Below are 20590 nucleotides of genomic sequence, written 5' to 3' on the forward strand. Positions count from 1 at the left end.
ATAAAATCCTTAACTAAATGCTTAATTTCAAAAACTTATAAAAACAACGACTGTTTTCTTTTAGCGAGAAACATTAAAAATTTAAACTTTCTTAATAATTTATTTTAAAATAAATCAAGATTGTCGCTTAGATTTTCTAACAAGTAAATAATTGAGGTATTTTAGATATTCAAATATAAATTGCACCTGCCAATTTTATTAGGTCAAATGATGCAATCAATAGGGCGTATTAACCAAAAGACTCCTTATTCCTTTTAAAATCTATATATTCTTAAATTCAAATCATTTTAAATTCATATAAAATAGGCTTAGTCTAAGCCTGCTGTTATAAAATAATTAATCAAACATTTTATATAAATACATTTCTCAACTATGTGCTTTTTTGGAATATTTTAAAGCTTAATCAACGTGAAAAAATTACTATTTCGCTATCTCTATAATGCTAATAATCTTATTTCAATTCTAATACTTCAACATTTTTATAATCTGTTCCCCTAATACTTTCAAAATTAGCAACCATGTCTTTTATTTTTTCTGGGTTCAATTTTGCTAAATTATTTTGTTGGCTTACATCATCTTTTAAATTGTAAAGCTGATAATCTTTAGAGTTTCCAACCTCAATATTTACCAATTCATTTATTGCTTTTCCTTTATACGGAGGAATCATTACCCAATTCCCTTCTCTATAAGCCGTTCGTGTTGTTGCTTCAATAACCAAATTCCCTCTACCCCTTTCAGATTTCCCTAAAAGCGTGCTTAATATATTTTGACTATCCGTAGTATTAACTTCAATATTTGTTAATTCAGCGATGGATGCTAAAACATCCAATTGAGACACTAAGGCATCAGAAACTGTAGGTTCAATTTTTCCTTTCCAATATGTAATAAAAGGTACTCGCGTTCCTGCTTCTAGCAAACTATACTTACCACCTCTTAAACCTCCTTTTGGGTCATGTTCCCCTAATTTTTCGACAGCATCGTCAAAATAGCCATCATTCAAAACTGGGCCATTATCACTAGATAAAATAATTAATGTGTTTTCTAAAATGCCCTTTTCTTCAAGTGTTTTTATAAATTCTCCAACAGCCCAATCTGCTTCTACTATAACATCTCCTCGAGGTCCTAAACCAGAAGCACCTATAAATCTTGGATTTGGTGTGCGTGGTACGTGTGGTTGTTGCATGGCATAGTATAAGAAAAATGGTTCTTCTTTATGTGCTTCAACATACTCCTGAGCTTTAACTAAAAAATGATCTGCCATATCCTCATCAATCCATTTTGCAGACTCGCCACCTTTCATATAACCAATTCTAGGAATACCATTAATAATACTACTGTTGTGCCCATGATGCCATTTCATTCGTAATAATTCAGGGTTTTCTTTTCCTGTTGGTTCTCCTTCAAAATTCTTATCATAATTAACTTTAATAGGGTCTTTTGGGTCTAAATTGGCAACAAAACCATTATCTATATAAACCGTTGGAACTCTATCTTGAGTAGCTGCCATGATATAGGAATAATCAAACCCTACCTCGTTTGGTCCAGGGGTTACTTTTTTGTTCCAATCAACAAGTCCTGTACCTAAACCAAGGTGCCACTTACCAACAACTCCTGTATAATATCCGTTTTCTTTAAGCATTTTAGGAATTGTTATTTGTGCTGTATCAATAATTAATGGAGCCGTTCCTGGTAAGATTTTAGCGTCTTTATTACGCCAAGGGTAAACACCTGTAAGCAAGCCATATCTACTTGGTGTACATGTTGCAGAGGTAGCGTAACCGTTTGTGAATTTCACACCTTCATTAGCCAATTTGTCTATGTTTGGTGTTTTTATACCTTTTGCTCCGTAAACACCTAAATCTCCATAACCCAAATCGTCTAAATAAATAATAACAATATTTGGTTGCTTATTTATGGTTGCTTCGTTTGTGGTAGCTGTAGTTGTTTTGTTATCACTTTTACATGCCACAAAAACTATCGCAAAAAGAATTATTGCTAATTTTTTCATAATAAAATTTAATGTTTTTTAATTAGAAAGATTACGAGACTGTGCTGTAAGTCTATTATTTAACTGCGCTTGGTATAATGAAACCGGTAAGACACTTTTATTAATGTCTCTAAAATATAGGAAATCAGATTGTCTGTCTTTTATATCTGAGTTAACCTTTATATTTTTATGATTAGATATAGCTCCTGCTACAATTGTACCAGGAAAATAAATATAATCATCTGTTTCATTACTAGTTCCAAATTTCTTGTTTTCGTATACCCAATATCTAAAAAGATCATCATCTTTTTCTAAGCCATCAAATGTCACGTTCCAAAATGTGTTTCCTTTAGCTGTATGAGGCAAATTAAATGTAGCACCTCCTCCTGTAATATTGTTAAAACCTGTAATTAATTCAAAGAGATTATCCGCTGGCGGTGCAAAAGTTTTATCCCCAAACCCATGGAAATCAAAATTTGCTTTCAGTTCATTTTTCTTTAAGTTATAATGAATGTTTCTAAAAACATTACCATAGCTATTACCTTCTGCACTTAACATGTGGGTAAAATTGGCTTCAAAATTTACATTCTGAATAAGATTATCATTAGCATGAGAATATACTTTTATTCCATAATGACCATTGTAACCAGAAATATTAATATCTTCTACGGTAACATTCTTAGTGTCTAATAGGCTAATGCCACAATTATAATTTTTAATAGTTACATTTTTTATCCAACTATGAGACGTACGTACAAATTGAATAGCATTCCAACCATAGTCCATAATTAAACTTTCGGCCTTATTGGACGATTTGCAACCATGATGACAGTAATCGCCTTTCCATTTACTTGCAAAAGTGATATTTTCAACTCCTATACCACTTAACATTGGCGCCGCTGCTACTATGGGCTTAAATTCTGTTTTAATATCAACTCGGCAAGGTTGCTTTAAAAATATTTCTTGTTTTGAAACACGATCTACTTCTACTAACCATTGATAGGATGCTGCCTTATTTTTACCAGCCTCATTGGCGTTTTTCATATAAGGCTTAAATGTATGCCACGGACTCATAATTTCATGAATTAAATTACCGTTATCCGTGGTATTATACATTGCTATTAATATAAAATCTCCAGGACTAATTCCACCTGTAGATTCTACGCTTATTACTTTACTTCCTTTATTAGAATTTTTTAATATTTTAGTAAGTTCTTTTGCAGGATAAATATTTCCCGAAACACCAACGCCAGTAGCTCCTACAAATACGTCTTTACTTTCTACTCCTGCAGGTATTCCCCAAAACTTATCTGTGCCTTGCAATGTATTCCCAACTCTTAAAATTGCTGGAGATAGCCACGGACTTTTTTCTAATTGGATTAAGGTTTGACAATTCATAAAAACGGTGTTTTTATCTCCTCTTAATACAACATTAGAATAGTCTATAGTTAAAAAACTACGTTCCTCTGAAATAGCGTTTAGAGAATATTCTCCCGATGGAAAAAACAAAACCCCTCCACCTAAACGACCAATACTATCTATTAATTTTTGAATATTTTTAGTTTGATCAAATTTAGAATTAACGGATACACCATACTTAGTTACGTTTATACGAACTGGATTTACAGGTATTTCTATTTCTCCATAATTATAACCTGCATATGAAAAATTTGGAAGTAACGATGTATCTGGATTCTTAACATATTCAGAATATATCTTTGACTCTTCTTGAGCTTTACACCCTATAATTATTACGGAAAATAAAATAGTGTAAAAGTAAATACTACGTTTTTTCATATTTTAAAAAATTCAATTTATTATAACTAAAAACCTAATGTTTTATTAGTTTTTTAATTGTTGATAAATTATTTTCATTAGTAATTTTTGCGATATACATAGCGTTAGTAAAATTTGCAATGTTTACTTCCATTTTATTACTTTTATTATAATTGTTTATACTTTTAATAAGCTTACCATCAATACCAATAATTTCAATTTTTGTAATATTATCTGAATGATTTATATAAAACCTACTTGTAACTGGGTTTGGGTAAATTACTGGATCAAAATTGATTTCTTTTTCATTTTCAGCAATATCTAGAGGTTCTTTAGTAGCAGAAGTTTTAGCTGTATTATTGTTAGCACCATATTCTAAAACCAAAACAGGTCTTTGAGAGGCAACAGCCTCTTTCGAATAAAATTTTATCAAAGCACTTGAGTTAGTTGATACATTTAATGATGCCTTTTTGTTATTTTCTATTTGAGTAATAATGTAAGCGGTAACATCCCATTCTGCAGTTTCATCAGAGGCTGTAGCCGTTTCAAGTATACTATCTATTATACTACTACCTGCATCATCTTGAAGTAAATCGTTCCATATAACAACATCTTCATCCCAATTATCTTTTGCAATCGATTTCAGGTTTATAATATCTGTAGCTGCTCCAGAACTAATAGATTTTGCAGTCATTATCAATTTTGCAGAGGTTATTGTTTCTGTTGCAGACGATAAATCAAACCTTAAAAAAGATTCACGCTGAAACCCTGTATTACCCTGCTTATTTACCAATTCATCATCATTACCAAAATTAGTCCCTGCTTGACCACCATCGCAAACATAGGTATCTGCAACAGCCTCAAAGGATGCTTCATTATCTACTATAGTATAGGTATGAACGGTGTTAATTCCCATAGTAATATCAGCAGGATTTGATAAAGTAATAATTACAGTCTCATCATTTTCTATATTAGTATCATCTATAATATTTGAAATTACAATATTAGAACTAGATTGCCCCGCAGGTATGGTTAAAGTACCATTTGCAAGTGTATAATCTTTTCCACCTCCTGTATTTGTTGCTGTACCGGTTACTGTATAATCCACAGTTACATTAGAGTCACTAACAGAAGAGAGAATTACTGGTATATCAACACTACTAACAGACTCTAAGCCACTTGAAATTACATTTTCAAACTCAATTTTAGGTTGGGCAATTTCTAGAACCAAAACTGGTCTTAGAGCTGCGTTAGAACTTTCTTGAGAATGAAATTTAATATTTGATTGTGTTACATCTGATGATAGTTGTATTGATACTTCTTTTTGCGGGTCCTCATCTAACTCCGATTGTATATACTTAGTGAGGTCCCATTTTGCAGTTTCACCAGATGCAAATCCAATTATTTCAGTAATTGCTACTTCTTTATTATTTTCATCAGGCTTATTATTCCAAGTAATTGTGCCTTCATCCCAATCATCATCATTATCATCTATTGATTTAATAATTATATTGGAAGTGTCTTCATCAGTACCAACAGAACTTAATGTCATTCTCAATTTAGCAGAGATTACTGTACCATTAACAGAAGATAAATCAAACTTTAAAAAAGACTCTCGCAAAAAATCTGTACCGCCTTGTTTAATAATTAATTCTGATTGATTTCCATAGTTATCATTAGCATAAGAACCGTCCCTAACATAAGAATCCTCTGAAGTATTGTAAGATGTTTCATCATTGTCAACAATAATATACGTGTGCAAAACATTATTTGCTAAGTTAGCATTATCAGGATTTAATAATGTAATAATAATGGTCTCATCTTCTTCGATATCCAAATCATCCACAATATTAGTTATTGAAATATTAGCGCTAAGTTGATTTGCTGGTATAGTTAAGGTACCGTTTACAAGTGTATAATCTTTTCCTGGACCTGTTCCTTTTGCCGTGCCTACTACCGTATAATCTAACTCCACAACAGAATTACTCGCTGAAGAAAGACTTAATGGTATATTAACACTACTATTAGACTCTATACCATTTGAACTTGAACTATCAAATTGTAGTGTGGGTGCGGCAAACTCTAGAACCAAAACAGGTCTATGAGATGTATTTGAATTTTCTTTAGAATAAAACTTTATCATGGAAGTTGAGTTAGCTGATACATGTAATGAAACTATACTATCATTTTCCAGTTGATCAATAACATATGTAGTCAAGTCCCATTCCGCTGTTTGACCTGATGCTGTTACTGATTTAAGAATTTGATCCACTACACTAACATTTTCCTGTGGCTTATTCCCCCATTCAATACCGCTTTCAGTCCAAGAGTCATTATTTACCGATTTAAGACTAATATTATCTCCTGTATTTGTAGTACCACCAACAGAGCTTGCTGTCATTTTTAATTTTGCAGAAACCACAGTGCCACTAACAGAAGATAAATCAAACTTTAAAAAAGACTCACGAGTAAAGCTTGAATTACCTTGCTTATTAATCAATTCGTTGGCGTCACCATAGTTCTCATTAGCATAATCACCATCTCGAACATAAGAATCCGCTACTGGTTCTAACTCTAAAGATGAACTTTCTAGATATTTAGTTGTGCTATTATCAACAATATAATGTACAGATGAACCTCTATGGTCCTTTGTTGGCATAATACAGTTTAAACTTCTAGTGTCATTAATTCCAGGTAAATTTACCAACACGTCTATTGAAGTTTGAATTTGATTTGGATCTGAAATATATAAATCTACTGTGCTACTATTGAAATTTTTAATCATTAACACACAAGGCTTATCTACAGTAATACGAATACCGTTTCCATTATCATACGTTGTCGCCTCATGAAAAACTATTTGCAATATTTCATTTCCAGAAACATTTTGCATTACGGCTTGTATAGAAGCTGTGTTTTCTAAAATTTCTACTGGTAATTGACCAAAATCTACCATGTCGTTTGCAGTATCTGCAGCAGGAGCAACAATATAGCTATAGCTTTGGTTTTGTATATCATCATTTTCTCCATGATCTACCCATAGTTGAAATGTATTGTCACTTTGATCATTAGTATTTGAGTTAAGATCACTAACATCCGACCATTTTCCTGTTTTTAAAGTATTATTAACTGATAATTTATTACCTGCAGGAAAATAATATCCAATATTATCATGATGTATCCATGTATTAGAATTTTGGTCAGTATAAGTCTCATTAGTATCATTAGCCAATACTTGCTGAGCTCCTGAACCTACTTTTACTGTAACGTCTCCATCTAAAAGCACTTGATTTACAGTAGTGGTTAATTTCCCTGTCGTGTTAGCACTAATGCCAGCACCAAGACAAACAATATAATTATCTAGAAAAAACCAAGATTTTTTAGCTACTACTCCTGTTCTAGAATCAGAATAATCTTGTACAGCAGCACCATGTATACTATCTGAAACACCACCAACAAAATCGGTTTCCCCTAAAGTACACATCCAGTTTTGTCCGCTTCCAAATGCTGAGCAATCATATAATAAAGGATCGTCGGAAACAGCTGTAATACCCGGTATTTTTGTCCAATCCATTAAAGGTAGAAGATCTTTGATATATTCATCACCATCAACCATAAAATAAGTAGCCCCACTAGAAAGATGCCAACCTAATCTGTTCTGACCTTTAGAGTTTTCTGTACCTATTACCCTAGTAGATTTAGAACGTACCGATGCATAATAGCCTTCATTAGAAGAAGTTGCCGCATCAAATTTAACACGTTGTGTCATATAATCTGAACGAAAATATTGAGTATTTCCAAATTTTAAACCATCACCTTCAAATGGTTTTTTTGTTTCATCTTGACGATCAAGAAAATGTAAATAATTCGTTTCATTAGCAAAATCTAAAATCGCCATCTTTTGAAGAGGTCCCTTATTTGGTTTTAAACTTTTTACACTTGGTTTTTTATTAGTTGATCCAGAACTGCTTGAGCCCCCACCAGTAGAAATGTGTCTACCACCAACACTCCAATCAACATTTGGACCAATAAAACCGTTTGCATAACCTTTATAAATAAATGATCTTAAAATATTTAATTTTGAAGGATCTATCGGTATACCACTATTTAAAAAGAAAAAAATTTCTGTAGCAGATATTATAAATGACTCCCCATAAGTTGTGGTTTGCATTTGTGCATCATGCTGTTGAAAAGACCAGTCTGACTTAATGCCATCACTAAAATTTGGCGAAAAAGGATCAGTTGTACCATTCGCTATTCTTACTATAAAATAGGTCTCCTCAATTGTTGCAGCGGCTAATGACTGATTATTCGTAAGAGCGGCTCTGTTTAGGTGGTGCGCTAAAACATCTAGAGAATTTGCACCATTATCTTCACGCTGCTTTACTTCGGCCATTTTATCTATATATAAATTAACTAATAATCTGGGTAATTGGATTTTACCATCTTCCATGAGTATTAATATTTTTCCATATTCAGTAGGTAACCCTATTTGATTGGCGAAAAAATTATTAAATTCAAAATCGAAAAAATCATCTTTCCAATATTGAAGAGCAAGTACTATTTTATTATATAAATTAACATCTTGATAATGCACACTTTCATCGCTAATATATCCAGCTACCATGGTAAATATCCTTGTTATATGCTTTTTTACAAAAGCCGATTGTACATTGCGATTGGCAGTTAAATAATAATTAATATCATCACTATTCACGGTAACACCATTGACTACGTAAGTCCCTTTCATATCAAGAAACTGCCCATTGGTGTCAACTAAACCCATATGCTCGGTTATAAACGGATCATAAGTATCTTTAGTTTGGCTAGTAAATTTATAATCATCAATTAACGTGTTTTTATAAATTTCAAAATCAATATTTTGGGTACTAGCACTAGTGCTTAAAATAATAAAGAATAAAAAAAGTAAAACTAGCTTACTATAAAAGGATAAAAATCTTGCTTGCATTAAGTTATTAGTTTCCATGGTTTAGTTTCGTTTAAATTATTATTAATTTTTTTGAATAATGGCTATTTACAAATATCTTATAGAGTTATAAATAGTTTTTTAACCTTATTTAATTCTGAACCCTTGTGGATTTTGAAGCAATTCACTTAAATTTATAGGACCTATAGGTATAGGCGCTATATATTGAGCATCTGTTGGAATTCTAACTAAATTGACCGCTTCAGAAGGATCTCTTTTATTAGCCATTTCTGCTACGCGCTCTGTTCTAACCAAATCAAACCATCTTTTATACTCCGCGGCCAATTCCCAACCTTTTTCGTCTACAATTTCATTTGCAGTAGCAGTAGCAACATCTACAGATCCATTTGGACTTAAATAAGGTAGGCCCGCAGCTCTTCTTTTTACTTGATTTAATGCTTCAATAGAAGTTACATTCTCACCAATATGCGCTTGAGATTCAGCATAAATTAATAGAACTTCTGCATATCGATATAAGTCAATTGCTCTGAAACTTTCGGGTCTATTACTAATGGTTAAATCTTCTGAAAGCACATATTTTTTATACATTGGGTGCCCTCTATCAGAATCTGGCCAAGGGATAGTTGCTGGATCTCTAGAAGTTATTACACCACCTGGAGCAAACCTATTAGGAATGTCTAAAATAAATGTAGCATCTTTTCTAGGACCTTCAGGGAAATCATTAAAAAATTGTAATTCTGGAAAACAATCTGAAAAGCCTCTTCCTTGATGAAATGTGAATGCTGTGGCCTGATTTCCACTAATACTTTGATCATCTGAATATCTTAATGAAAAAACGGTCTCTCTACTAACGGCACCTTCAGTTGTCCATAAATCCTCAATTGGAATTAATTCATAATAATTAAAATCTATCACTTCTTTTGATTTAGTTGCTGCAAGTTGATATTTACTAGCATCTTTAACTGGCCATCCAGCCCATGTTAAATACAAATCGGCAAGAACTGTTTTGGCAAACCCTGCAGATGCACGTCCGGTATCTTCTGTCCCTGGTACTGGAAGTATAGCTTCGGCAATTAGTAAATCACTTTCTATTAGTTGGTAATTCTCTAAAACAGTTGCACGTCTTTCGTTACCAGTTGGCAATACTCCATCTAGTATTAATGGCATATTACCATAAACTTTTACTAGATTAAGATAAGCAAGAGCTCTAAATACTCTAGCTTCAGCACCAGCTAATTCCAAAAGATTTTCAGAAGCACTAGAAGATTTTAAACCATCTATTAGTGTATTACAGTAGTAAACGGTTTGCCAATAGGCATTCCATGGTTCATCCAACCAATTAATATCTGAATTTTCTCCACTTCCATAATCAAACCTATCAAATACTCGCAATGGTGCTTTATTACCCGCGGCCCATGTAGTGATATCGTCTCCACCGTATGTGCCAATTCTTGCTCGATGAGGAGCTGCGTGCAATTCTAGCAGTCCTCTATAAATAGGTGCGATATTGGCTTGGATATCTGAATCTGTTTCTATTTTACCTATGGTAAGTAAACTACTAGTATCTTCTTCTAAATCTGAGCATGAGTTGCCTAAAAAAACAACTAATACAATTAATAAAATTTTATTTAAATTTTTCATGTTATTTAGTTTATGTTTTTAAAATGAAAGATTAACTCCAAACGTTACAGTTCTATTAAGCGGAAAAGTATTAAAGTCTATCCCTACAACAGCGTCTTGGTTACTTACAGACGCAGACGCTTCTGGATCAAAACCTGTATAATTTGTTATTACGAATAAATTTTCTACACTCGCATATACACGTGCATTAGAACATCCTATTTTTTCCAAAAATTGGGTATCTATATTATAGCTTAATGCAATGTTTTTCATACTTGCATAAGATCCGTCTTCTAAAAACTGTGTAGATATGGTCTGAGTTCCATCGGTTCCTGAAGGAATATTGCTTGGGTTGGTAGGTGTCCATCTATTTCTATAATCACCATGTACAGCATGAAATTGTTGAGCACCTAATCCCATTAATCGAGCTCTTGCGAAATTATAAATATCGTTACCTTGAGAACCTGTAATTAAAAAGTTTAAATTCCAGTTTTTATAACTTACATCCCAATTCCATCCCCAAACAAAATCTGGATTACCATCACCAACTTTAGTGATATCATCCGTGGTTATAGCATCATCTCCATTTATGTCTTTGTATTTTGCATCACCAGGAACTCTATTAAACAAAGCCGCTTCTGCTTCTTCTCCTATTTGGTAAACGCCTTCAAAAATATAGCCTCTAAATGTGCTAATAGGTAAACCAACTTCAACTCTTGTTGGGCTTATTGGAGAATCTACATTTGAGCCTATTTCTATAAATTCAACATCATCGTTAAGACTTAGTACTTTATTTTTATTACTTGAAAGATTTAATGTTGAGTTTATGCTCCAATTATGGTTTCTTAATATTCTGGTTCCTAAAGTAATTTCAAAACCTTTATTCTCTATTTCACCTGCATTAACAAACTTTCTTGTTGGTCCAACAAATTCTGGTAATTGGGTATCAAGTAATAAATCGCTTGTGTTTTTTTTGTAATAATCTAATGATAATGTTATGGCCGAATTGAACACCCCAAGATCTGCACCTACATTTATTTGTTCTGTAGTTTCCCATGTTAAATCTGGATTAGAAACTCTATTAGATGGAGCAACTCCTGTTGTTATTGAACCATCGAACGGATAATTAATATCTGCACCTAGTACAGCTCTTGCTCTTGTACCAAAAGGGTTAATACCTTGATTACCCACTTCACCATAACTTACTCGAAATTTAAGATTATTTATGGTTTCTATATTTTTAATAAAATTTTCTTCAGAAACTTTCCATGCCAAAGATGCAGATGGAAAATAGCCCCATTTATTTTTCTGAAAAACACTCGTACCATCAGCTCTTAAAGATGCAGTAAGTAGATATTTATCCATAAATGAGTAATTAATACGTCCAAGAAAAGATTCTAAATCTCTGTTACTTTCCGAATTCTCAACAACTTGAATATTGGCTGCAGACAAATCTTTAAACGTTACAACATCTGTAAAGAAATTACTTGCGGTAATATCTGTACTGTTACTTTTGTTTACCACCAACTCATGTACAGCATCTATTTTTAAACTATTATTTTCATTAATATCTATAGAATAGGTTAATCTATTTGTATTGAACAAATTAGATATAGATGTGTTTTCTAGAAAAGCAACACCAATTGAACTAGAAATTAATGGATCATAAGCATTATTATCTCTTTCAGTTCTTACAAGTCCTAAAGAGGAATTAAATACTAAATTCTTAGCGACGTCCCAATTAAAATATCCATTTACACTTAAACGATCTGTTGTGTTTTCTCTAATATTATTTTGTGCACCAACTAAAGGGTTTGTATTAGACGTGGCAACATTTTTAATAGAATTAAAATTATAATCACCATCTTCATTAAAAGAAGCTGTTGTTGGATCCCAAGCTAAACCTCTACCTATATCTGCTTTAAAACCATTTGTTTCTTCTTGTCCTAAATTGAAATTAAGACCAACTTTTATTTTATCCGATAGTTTGGCGTTAAAATTACTTCTTAAATTAAGTCTTTTAAAGTCCTGATTAATTACTGTAGATTCTGCATCATAATAATTTCCAGAAATATAATAGTCCATTTTTTCACTTCCTCCACTAGCTGAAATTTGAAAATTATTGGTATATCCTGTTTTTAATAGACGTTCTTGCCAATCTTCTCCACCAGAAGCACGCAAAGCCTCTATTTCTTCGGTAGTGTAAAAAGGGTTTGGTTGATTTGGATCTACGCCTTCAACAAAATTAACACCTTCTGCAAATTGGACAGCGCTCATTAAATCTAGTCTTTGAGTGACGCTAGATACTCCACTAAACATATCCACACTTATTTTTGCCTTTCCAGGTTTACCTTTTTTTGTAGTTATCAAAATCACACCATTGGCTCCTCTTGTTCCATAAATAGCAGTAGCCGAAGCGTCTTTAAGCACCTCCATAGATTGAATATCATTGACATTAACCGTTGAAATAGAAACAAACTGCCCATCAACTACATACAATGGATCATTACCACCCGTAATAGAGTTTGCTCCTCTAATACGAATTTTAAAATCGCCTCCCGGCGCTCCTCCCGTTTGAGATACCTGTACACCTGCTGCTCTACCTTGTAAAGCCTGACTTACGTCACTTAAAGGCTGCTTGTCAAAATCTTTTGATGAAACTGATGTTAATGCACCGGTTAAATCACTGCGCTTAGCAGTACCATAACCTACTACTACAACGGCATCTAATTGAGCGGCATCTTCCTCCATTATTATATCGATTGTTGTATTGTTACCAACAACTTGTTTTGTTGTTTGGTAACCTAAAAAACTAAATACTAGTTTGTCTTTTGGTAATGCATTAATCCTGTAATTACCATCAAAATCAGTAGCTGTTCCAATATTAGTGCCTTCTACGATCACATTAACTCCAGGTAATACTATGCCATTTACATCTTTTACGATTCCTGTAATAGTACTCGTATTTTGAGCTGACCCCAGAATACTAGCAAAACATATTACAACTAGAATACATTTTTTAAAAATACGTTCATTCATAATTACTTAAATTTAGTTATAGTTAGTTTTTAGTTAATTTCAATATTTCAGTTCCTAATAACACATAAGCACCAGCACCATAAGCCATGGTCGTATTTTTATCTGTATCGCCAGGTGCTGCTCCTATAGGTTGTACCCATCCTATCATACCGGTTTCTTCATTTATACATTGTGATAAACTCACCCACGCCTTTTCAACTACAGGTCTATAACTTTCTTCATCTAACAAACCATTATTAATACCCCAAGCCAAAGCAAACGCATTAAATGCAGAACTTGATGTTTCTTTTTTGGGAACGTCATTTGGATCAAGTAAATTACTTCTCCACATGCCATCTTCTTGTTGTAAACTAGCAATCTTTTTTGCCATGTCTTTAAATAAGTTTATGTAGGGTTGCTTCATTTCCTCATCATTAATAAAAGGGATTTGTCTAGCTAAACCAGCAATCACCCAACCATTACCACGCCCCCAAAAAACTTTTTCACCATTAGGACTTTTTTTATTAAAAAATCGAGCATCTCTGTAAAACAAGTTCTCATCTTTATCATATAAATAATCATACACATCCCAGAACATTTTATCGGAGTAATCAAAGTATTTTTGATCATTTAAAATTTCACCGGACATCATATAAACAGGAGGAGCCATAAATAAAGCATCGCACCACGACCAGTCTTTTCTTCCTGGAATTGCTGTTACTATAAGGGAGTCCATACGTTTTTTTAATTTTTCAACGTAGAAAACATTTTTTTTATGCCTATATAAATCTAAGAATACTTGACCGCATGCTAAATCATCTGCATGTCTTAACCGAGGAGCACAATCCCAATCAAACGAATTTCCCCAATCTTCAACAGCATTTAAATACTTTTCATTGTTTGTCGCCTCATATAAAGGAACAAGGGATATATAAAAGGTTGACGGAACCCATCCATTATCAAAATCATTATTTTTCTTTATGTTATTTCTTGAAGGATTTGCTAACTCGTAATCAGCAACTTTCTGCATATTTAAAATAATCGTTTCTTTTTTCAAATATTCTTTATCACATTTACTAGAAAGAACTAAAAAGAATAGTAAAATAATTGTCAAGTACTTCATGCTAAAATATTGTTTAACTAATTTGTAGAATTACAAATGTGAATATTTTAAACGAAAATTAAATGACGACAAATTCCAAATATTAGTTAATTGTGTCAAATCAAATAATTATTAAAAAAATTGACCAAATATTCGGTTATTTGTTTCAAAATTTAATATTTAAATTTCACCTTAACCTATATTGGTTTGAAAATCAACAAATTAAAACACACAGAAAATCAATTTTATAAATCTTTGTTAATTGACAGCATGAGCAGTTAAAAGCTTCATGTTTTTTTAACTAAATTTGAGAATACTAGTTTATAAAGGAATGAACAAATTTATTCATAGCGCCTTCTTAATTATTGTTTTAAACACAACAAGTAATTTATTTGCCCAAATTCATTTTGAAAACCTGAATACAAGAGCTGGTTTATCACAAAACACAGTTCTATCTGTTTGTCAAGATAGTTTAGGTTTTATGTGGTTTGGAACCGGAAAAAATGGCCTTAACAAATACGATGGAAACTCTTTTACGTATTTTAAACATCAACAAAACAATATAAACAGCTTATCATCTAACCATATTACAAAACTTCTTTCGGGTAAAAATGGATCTCTATGGATTGGAACGGAGAATGGTTTAAACTATTACAATGCCTTTAACGAAACAATTACTAGAGTTAACTACAAAACCCAAAACGGAATAATATATAGCTTTGATAAACAAGTGGTAAGGTCGTTAAAAAAAGAAAAAAATGGCACCCTTTGGTTAGTTACATCGGCCGGCTTATTTATTAAAAGCCCAAAAGACCCCATTTTTAGGGAATATACAACACCTTTGACTTCTCCAATTTTAGAAATAGAACCGCTTAATGATGGTAAATATTTAATTTCTTCGGGTAAGTTTGTTTATCTATTTAACAAGAACAAAAATGAACTTCAAAAAACAAGTTTAATAGATTCTAATAAAGTAGCAGCTATTACAACAATCTATAAAGATATCTCAGGAAATCTTTTTTTTGGTAACAGCAGGAATGGTTTTGCCGTGTTTTTAAAAAATGAAAATAAAACGATTTACTATTTGGCAGGAGAATCAAATGGCTTAAAAAACGGTGTAATTAGGTCGTTTTGTGAAAATAAAAAAGGTGAGGTTTTTATAGGAACTGCAAATGGATTATATATTTTTAATTCTGAATCTTTAAAATTAAAAGGCTATTTTTCTGAGCAAAAGAATGATGTAGGTCTCAGTCATAACTCCATACACAGTATTGTTAAAGATGTTTCGGGCAATTTATGGTTTGGTACATTTAGTGGTGGTGTAAATATTAAATATGCTACAAATTATTCTTTTAAATCCTTTAAACATTCTGAAAACTTAAACAATTCAATTTCATCAAATATAATTAATACCTTTTATGAAGATGAATACGGTATGTGGATTGGTACAGATGGAAAAAGTATATCACTACTTAATAATGGAAAGTTTAAGAACTTTGTAAACTCAAATTTATCTAGCCATATAAAGGCAGTTTATAAAAAGGATAAAAATCACCTTTGGCTTGGTAGCCATGACTTAGGAAAAGATGATTATGGACTTGTTTTATTTAATGAGGATTCTGGACTAGTTGAAAAAAAACTATTTCAAAACTTTTCAGTTTATGGAATTCAAAAAGATAAGAGTGGCATGTTATGGCTCGCATCAAATACTAAAGGACTACTCTTCTTAAATGAAAACACATTACAATTAGAAAAAAGATTATTACCAGATGAATTAAAAAGTAAAACTAAAGTTATAACATATTGGAAAAAAAAGGACATAATGTTTATTTGCTCTACCAATAATATCTTTATTTATAATTTTAACCTGAATCAATTTATTGAAATACAAGACAATCCACTAAAAAATTCTACTTACGAAATAAATGACCTATTTATTGACTCAACCGATAATGTTTGGATAGGTACATCAAATGGCTTATTAAAATTAACGCATTTAAACCTAATTAATGGGAACAATACTATCCATAAATTAGAAACCTTAAATATAAATGTGAAATCAATAAATGAAGGTGTAAATAATTCTATTTGGGTTAGCTCTTTTGAAGGATTATCTCATATCTCCAAAGACTTTACCAAGATTCAAACTTATGATCAACAATATAAAATTCAAGGTAACGAGTTTATAAACAAATCGAGTTATAAATCTAAAGACCATACACTTTGGTTTGGTGGAAATGAAGGATTTACAAAATTTCACTCTTCAAAATTAGAAAAAAACTTATACGTACCGCCAATAGTACTTACAAAAATTGAAATTGACAATAAAAACTATTTACCAAAAGATAGTACGGGATTAGATATTGAAACTATTACATTTAAAAAAAGAATAGATTTAAAATATTACCAGAAAAACATAACCCTAACTGCAGCAGCTTTAAATTATATTATACCAAATAAAAACCAATATGAATGGGTTTTATCTAAGGATAATGAATCAATTATTAACGGAAATAGTCCAATTATAAATATAAACAACCTAAATACGGGGAGTTATATTTTATCCATCAAAGCATCCAATAATGACGGTGTTTGGGTGGATTCTCCTTTAGAGTTAGAATTAAATATACTTCCACCGTGGTGGAAATCTAATTTTGCATATGCGATATACTTTTTTCTAGGAGCTTGCATAGTTATGCTAGTCAGAAAAAAATATAAAGACAGAAAAAAAATTCTACATGAATTAGAATTAGAAAAAATAGAAAAAATAAAAGACAAGGAATTACAGGAAGAAAAACTAATGTTTTTCACAAATGTTTCGCACGAAATTAGAACCCCATTAACACTTATTTCTGGCCCCATACATCATGCTTTATCAATTTCAAACAACAATGAAATTACAGAAAATCTATTAATAGCAGAAAAAAACACCAATTACTTAAAGGAACTTGTTAATCAAATTTTAGATTTTAGAAAAATAGAAAAAAATGCTAAATCGTTAAAACTATTTAGAACAGACATTAATGCTTTTATAGAAAATATCTGTTACTCATTTAACAATCCATCTGCAAATAGCAATACAAACATAACTTTCAATTCTACTTTTGAAAATAGAATATTTATAGACAGAGATGTGATAAACAAAATAGTACGCAATTTAATATCGAATGCTATTAAATTCAATTTAAATGAGTCTCCAATTTTAGTCAATTTAAGTGAAAAGCCCCTAAAACAAATTTCTAAACTTCATAATTCTTTTTCGGTAGGTAAAATAAATAAAAAAGAACAAATAGTAATTATTACTGTTGAAGATAGTGGTATTGGTATTACAAAAAACTTGCTTCCTAAAATATTTAATCGCTTTTTCCAAGTCGATGATTCAAAAAATAAACATTTAGGCTCCGGCATTGGTTTATCTTTGGTTAAAAGTCTTGTTCTTCTGCATAAAGGAAGCATTAAAGTTGAAAGTGAGCACAATAAAGGCACCAGATTTACGGTAACTTTACCTATAAATAAAGATTACTACAATTCAGAGGAGTTTGTGTTTAAAAGTGAAACAATTGAGAAGCAGAAAACCGAAAAAATAGCCTATAAAATTAAAGAGAATAAGCTAGAAATAATCAAGAATAAAAATACAGTTTTACTTGTAGATGATAACGAAGAACTTTTAAATTGGATGGTTTCCTTCCTTTCTAAAGAATTTAATTGTTTAACAGCAGAAAACGGCAAGAAAGCCATAAACATCGCAAATAAAATGAACCCAGATATTATAGTATCAGATGTTATGATGCCCAAAATGAATGGTTTTGAAATATGCAAAACATTAAAAAACAAAATTAATACTAGCCATATCCCTATTATTCTGCTTACAGCCAAAACCTTTGAAGAAGATGTTAAAGAAGGGTTCGACTCAGGTGCAAATTCATATATCAATAAACCATTCAATCCAGAAATATTAATAAAAACAATAGGAAATTTTATTAATTTAAAGAAAACCATAGTTGATAAATATAATGCCAATTATAGGGATTCTTCTTTAATAGAAAAACTTTCTATACATGATAGAAAAATTATCGACAAGGCTAATTCTTATATTGAAAGTAACATATCTGACACAAATATGAGTGTTGAAAAAATGGCAAGTGACTTAGCCATGAGTCGATCTACTTTATTCAGAAAAATTAAAGTGATAACAAATACATCGCCTAATGATTATATAAAGAACTACCGCTTATCTATAGCATTAGAATTAATAAAAGAAAAAGAATATTCGATAAACGAAATATCTGAAAAAGTAGGGTTTAATGACTTTTATTACTTCAGAAAATGCTTTATTCAAAAATTCGGCGTTAAACCTGACTATGTTTAAACTACTTAAAATCATTTTTGCGTTTCCACAAGAAATGGTATTTGAGCAGCTAATTTGTTATTACTTAACATATAGAATGGTTAATTCTATAAAGCGATACTAAATGTTAATCAACTATTATTAAATAAAATTATTTTACTCACTAATGGACACTAAACTGAACAGATTTTTGAACACCAGTATTCGGAAAGAAATACAAACAAGCTCAGTGAAATATTCATTCAAATAAAACAAAAATTGATTTAAGAAAATAAAAAAACAAAGAGAGGTACGCAATTCCGTACGTAAAAAGCCATACCACTTGTAACGCCCTATAAATACTATAAAAAATAGCATCTGGATAGTTAATCATTCTCCCGACCCTAAAAACAATTTTCGAAAGAATTTAGAAATCAATAACTTTTTCTAATGCAGCATCCGTTTCATTTTGCATAAAATTCGACTGATACAAAATCGTAGTTGTTACTGAAGAATGCCTATATAACTTTTGAAGCATTTGTATTGGAATTCTATCTCCAGAAATATTCCCAAAACTATGTCTTGCTATATGCATGCTCAGTTTTTTTATCAATACCAGCCTTTTCAGCTACTATTTCTAATCTTCGATTAAAATTTCTGGTTGCAGTCTTTATTCTTGTTCGTAATCTTTTATTATCACTTATATTGACCCCCTCTAACTCTTTAAATAGATAGATTGAGTTTTTATCCCTTTCAAGTCTATCAAGAATATTCTGAACTTTTTCTGGCACCTTTAGTGAAACTAATTTACCATTCTTATTCATTCTATAATACAAACGATTATCTAAAAAATCTTCCCATTTTAATTGAAGTACATCACTAACCCTAATTCCTGCAAAATAGAAACTCAATAACCATGCAGAAAGTGCATATTTTTGTGCTACTGTTATGTTTTGAATGTTTTCTAGTAGGGTTATTTCATTAGTATTCAATCCTATTTTCTTTGTTTCTGGAAACTTAATAGAATATTTTCCTTTGCCAAACGGATATAACTTAATATCAGTAAATGAATTTCTTATTGCAAGATTGAAAATAGTCCTAATCGTAATCATATAATTCACCATTGTGCGCCTAGAAAGATTAAGCTTAATTATTAAATAATTTTCAAACTTTTTAAGTAATTCAATGTTCAAATCATTGAAAAACAGTTTATCCCTTTCAAGAAATTCTTTAAATACTTCTATCCTCTTATATTCAATGGCTAATTGATGAGATTTATTTCTATTCTCAATATTCTTTAAATATATCTTTGCTACATTAAAAAATTCACCAGAATGAGTTTTAATTACTTTATTTTTTATACTTATAGATGACAGGTATTCATCTTTAATTTCTGCCTCTAATAATCCCCTATTTGCTTTTGAAAGTTTTTTAAATATTAGTTGATTAATATTTAAAGCGTCCGGATGCGATTTTTTCACCTGTCCCTTATTTTGGTCCCATTGGTTCTTATGGATGTATTGACCTGTATACAGAAAAGAAGTTTTTCTATCTTTAATAATCCGTATTGCAATAGGAAATAATTTCTGAGAATTAGGTTTTGTTCTTAGAACTGCTTTTACTGATGACATGTTTTTAGAATTTATAATATTCTAAAGATAAACATTTTAGGTACAACATAGGTACAACATTTATTGATATTGCTTGATATAAAACAATATCAAATATTATTAAATAACTATAAATCAGTGTGTTTTACTATGCTATAATGATTTTTACTTCATACCGCTTAGAGTTCATAACTCGGAGGTC

General features: G+C 31.2%; 9 protein-coding genes. 1 reads left to right on the plus strand and 8 read right to left on the minus strand.

Annotated features, from left to right (window positions below; translation table 11 throughout):
- Nucleotides 1-451 precede the first annotated feature (451 nt).
- The 6 genes from HNQ90_RS12365 to HNQ90_RS12390 all read right to left on the minus strand — a co-directional run bounded on the left by HNQ90_RS12365 (nucleotide 452) and on the right by HNQ90_RS12390 (nucleotide 14472).
- Nucleotides 452-2008 (minus strand): sulfatase family protein, encoded by a 1557-nt coding sequence (locus HNQ90_RS12365; RefSeq protein WP_144116346.1) that lies wholly within the window; start codon nucleotides 2006-2008, stop codon nucleotides 452-454.
- A gap of 18 nt (nucleotides 2009-2026) precedes the next feature.
- Entirely contained in the window at nucleotides 2027-3784 is a 1758-nt protein-coding gene (locus HNQ90_RS12370) for a right-handed parallel beta-helix repeat-containing protein (RefSeq protein ID WP_144116347.1), read from the minus strand.
- Between the two features lie 34 nt (nucleotides 3785-3818).
- On the minus strand, nucleotides 3819-8750 hold the full coding sequence (locus HNQ90_RS12375; RefSeq protein WP_144116348.1) for a CBM96 family carbohydrate-binding protein: 4932 nt from the start codon (nucleotides 8748-8750) through the stop codon (nucleotides 3819-3821).
- A gap of 87 nt (nucleotides 8751-8837) precedes the next feature.
- Nucleotides 8838-10352: a RagB/SusD family nutrient uptake outer membrane protein gene (locus tag HNQ90_RS12380; RefSeq protein WP_144116349.1), complete on the minus strand. Its 1515-nt coding sequence runs from the start codon at nucleotides 10350-10352 to the stop codon at nucleotides 8838-8840.
- 18 nt (nucleotides 10353-10370) lie between these two features.
- Nucleotides 10371-13370 (minus strand): SusC/RagA family TonB-linked outer membrane protein, encoded by a 3000-nt coding sequence (locus tag HNQ90_RS12385; RefSeq protein WP_144116350.1) that lies wholly within the window; start codon nucleotides 13368-13370, stop codon nucleotides 10371-10373.
- Between the two features lie 22 nt (nucleotides 13371-13392).
- Nucleotides 13393-14472 carry a glycoside hydrolase family 88/105 protein gene (locus HNQ90_RS12390; RefSeq protein WP_144116351.1) on the minus strand — a complete coding sequence of 360 codons (1080 nt, stop codon included), beginning with the start codon at nucleotides 14470-14472 and terminating at the stop codon, nucleotides 13393-13395.
- 310 nt (nucleotides 14473-14782) lie between these two features.
- On the opposite strand from HNQ90_RS12390, the gene HNQ90_RS12395 reads away from it, so the two are divergent.
- Nucleotides 14783-18820, plus strand: a complete 4038-nt coding sequence (locus tag HNQ90_RS12395) for a hybrid sensor histidine kinase/response regulator transcription factor (RefSeq protein WP_144116352.1) — start codon at nucleotides 14783-14785, stop codon at nucleotides 18818-18820.
- Nucleotides 18821-19205: 385 nt separating this feature from the next.
- Here HNQ90_RS12395 and HNQ90_RS18025 read toward each other — a convergent pair whose 3' ends face one another.
- Both HNQ90_RS18025 and HNQ90_RS12400 read right to left on the minus strand, forming a co-directional pair.
- Nucleotides 19206-19373: a site-specific integrase gene (locus tag HNQ90_RS18025; protein ID WP_241678354.1), complete on the minus strand. Its 168-nt coding sequence runs from the start codon at nucleotides 19371-19373 to the stop codon at nucleotides 19206-19208.
- Entirely contained in the window at nucleotides 19354-20409 is a 1056-nt protein-coding gene (locus tag HNQ90_RS12400; RefSeq protein ID WP_241678355.1) for a site-specific integrase, read from the minus strand. The genes HNQ90_RS18025 and HNQ90_RS12400 overlap by 20 nt, the downstream gene beginning before the upstream one ends.
- Nucleotides 20410-20590: the final 181 nt, after the last annotated feature.

This window comes from Algibacter amylolyticus (genome assembly GCF_014202225.1).
Lineage (GTDB): Bacteria > Bacteroidota > Bacteroidia > Flavobacteriales > Flavobacteriaceae > Algibacter_B > Algibacter_B amylolyticus.

Bases quoted from the DNA above. Each gene is read 5' to 3' on its own strand.
- HNQ90_RS12375 (WP_144116348.1), bottom strand. From the start codon at position 8,750: ATGGAAACTAATAACTTAATGCAAGCAAGATTTTTATCCTTTTATAGT.
- HNQ90_RS12370 (WP_144116347.1), bottom strand. From the start codon at position 3,784: ATGAAAAAACGTAGTATTTACTTTTACACTATTTTATTTTCCGTAATA.
- HNQ90_RS18025 (WP_241678354.1), bottom strand. From the start codon at position 19,373: ATGCATATAGCAAGACATAGTTTTGGGAATATTTCTGGAGATAGAATT.
- HNQ90_RS12400 (WP_241678355.1), bottom strand. From the start codon at position 20,409: ATGTCATCAGTAAAAGCAGTTCTAAGAACAAAACCTAATTCTCAGAAA.
- HNQ90_RS12390 (WP_144116351.1), bottom strand. From the start codon at position 14,472: ATGAAGTACTTGACAATTATTTTACTATTCTTTTTAGTTCTTTCTAGT.
- HNQ90_RS12365 (WP_144116346.1), bottom strand. From the start codon at position 2,008: ATGAAAAAATTAGCAATAATTCTTTTTGCGATAGTTTTTGTGGCATGT.
- HNQ90_RS12385 (WP_144116350.1), bottom strand. From the start codon at position 13,370: ATGAATGAACGTATTTTTAAAAAATGTATTCTAGTTGTAATATGTTTT.
- HNQ90_RS12380 (WP_144116349.1), bottom strand. From the start codon at position 10,352: ATGAAAAATTTAAATAAAATTTTATTAATTGTATTAGTTGTTTTTTTA.
- HNQ90_RS12395 (WP_144116352.1), top strand. From the start codon at position 14,783: ATGAACAAATTTATTCATAGCGCCTTCTTAATTATTGTTTTAAACACA.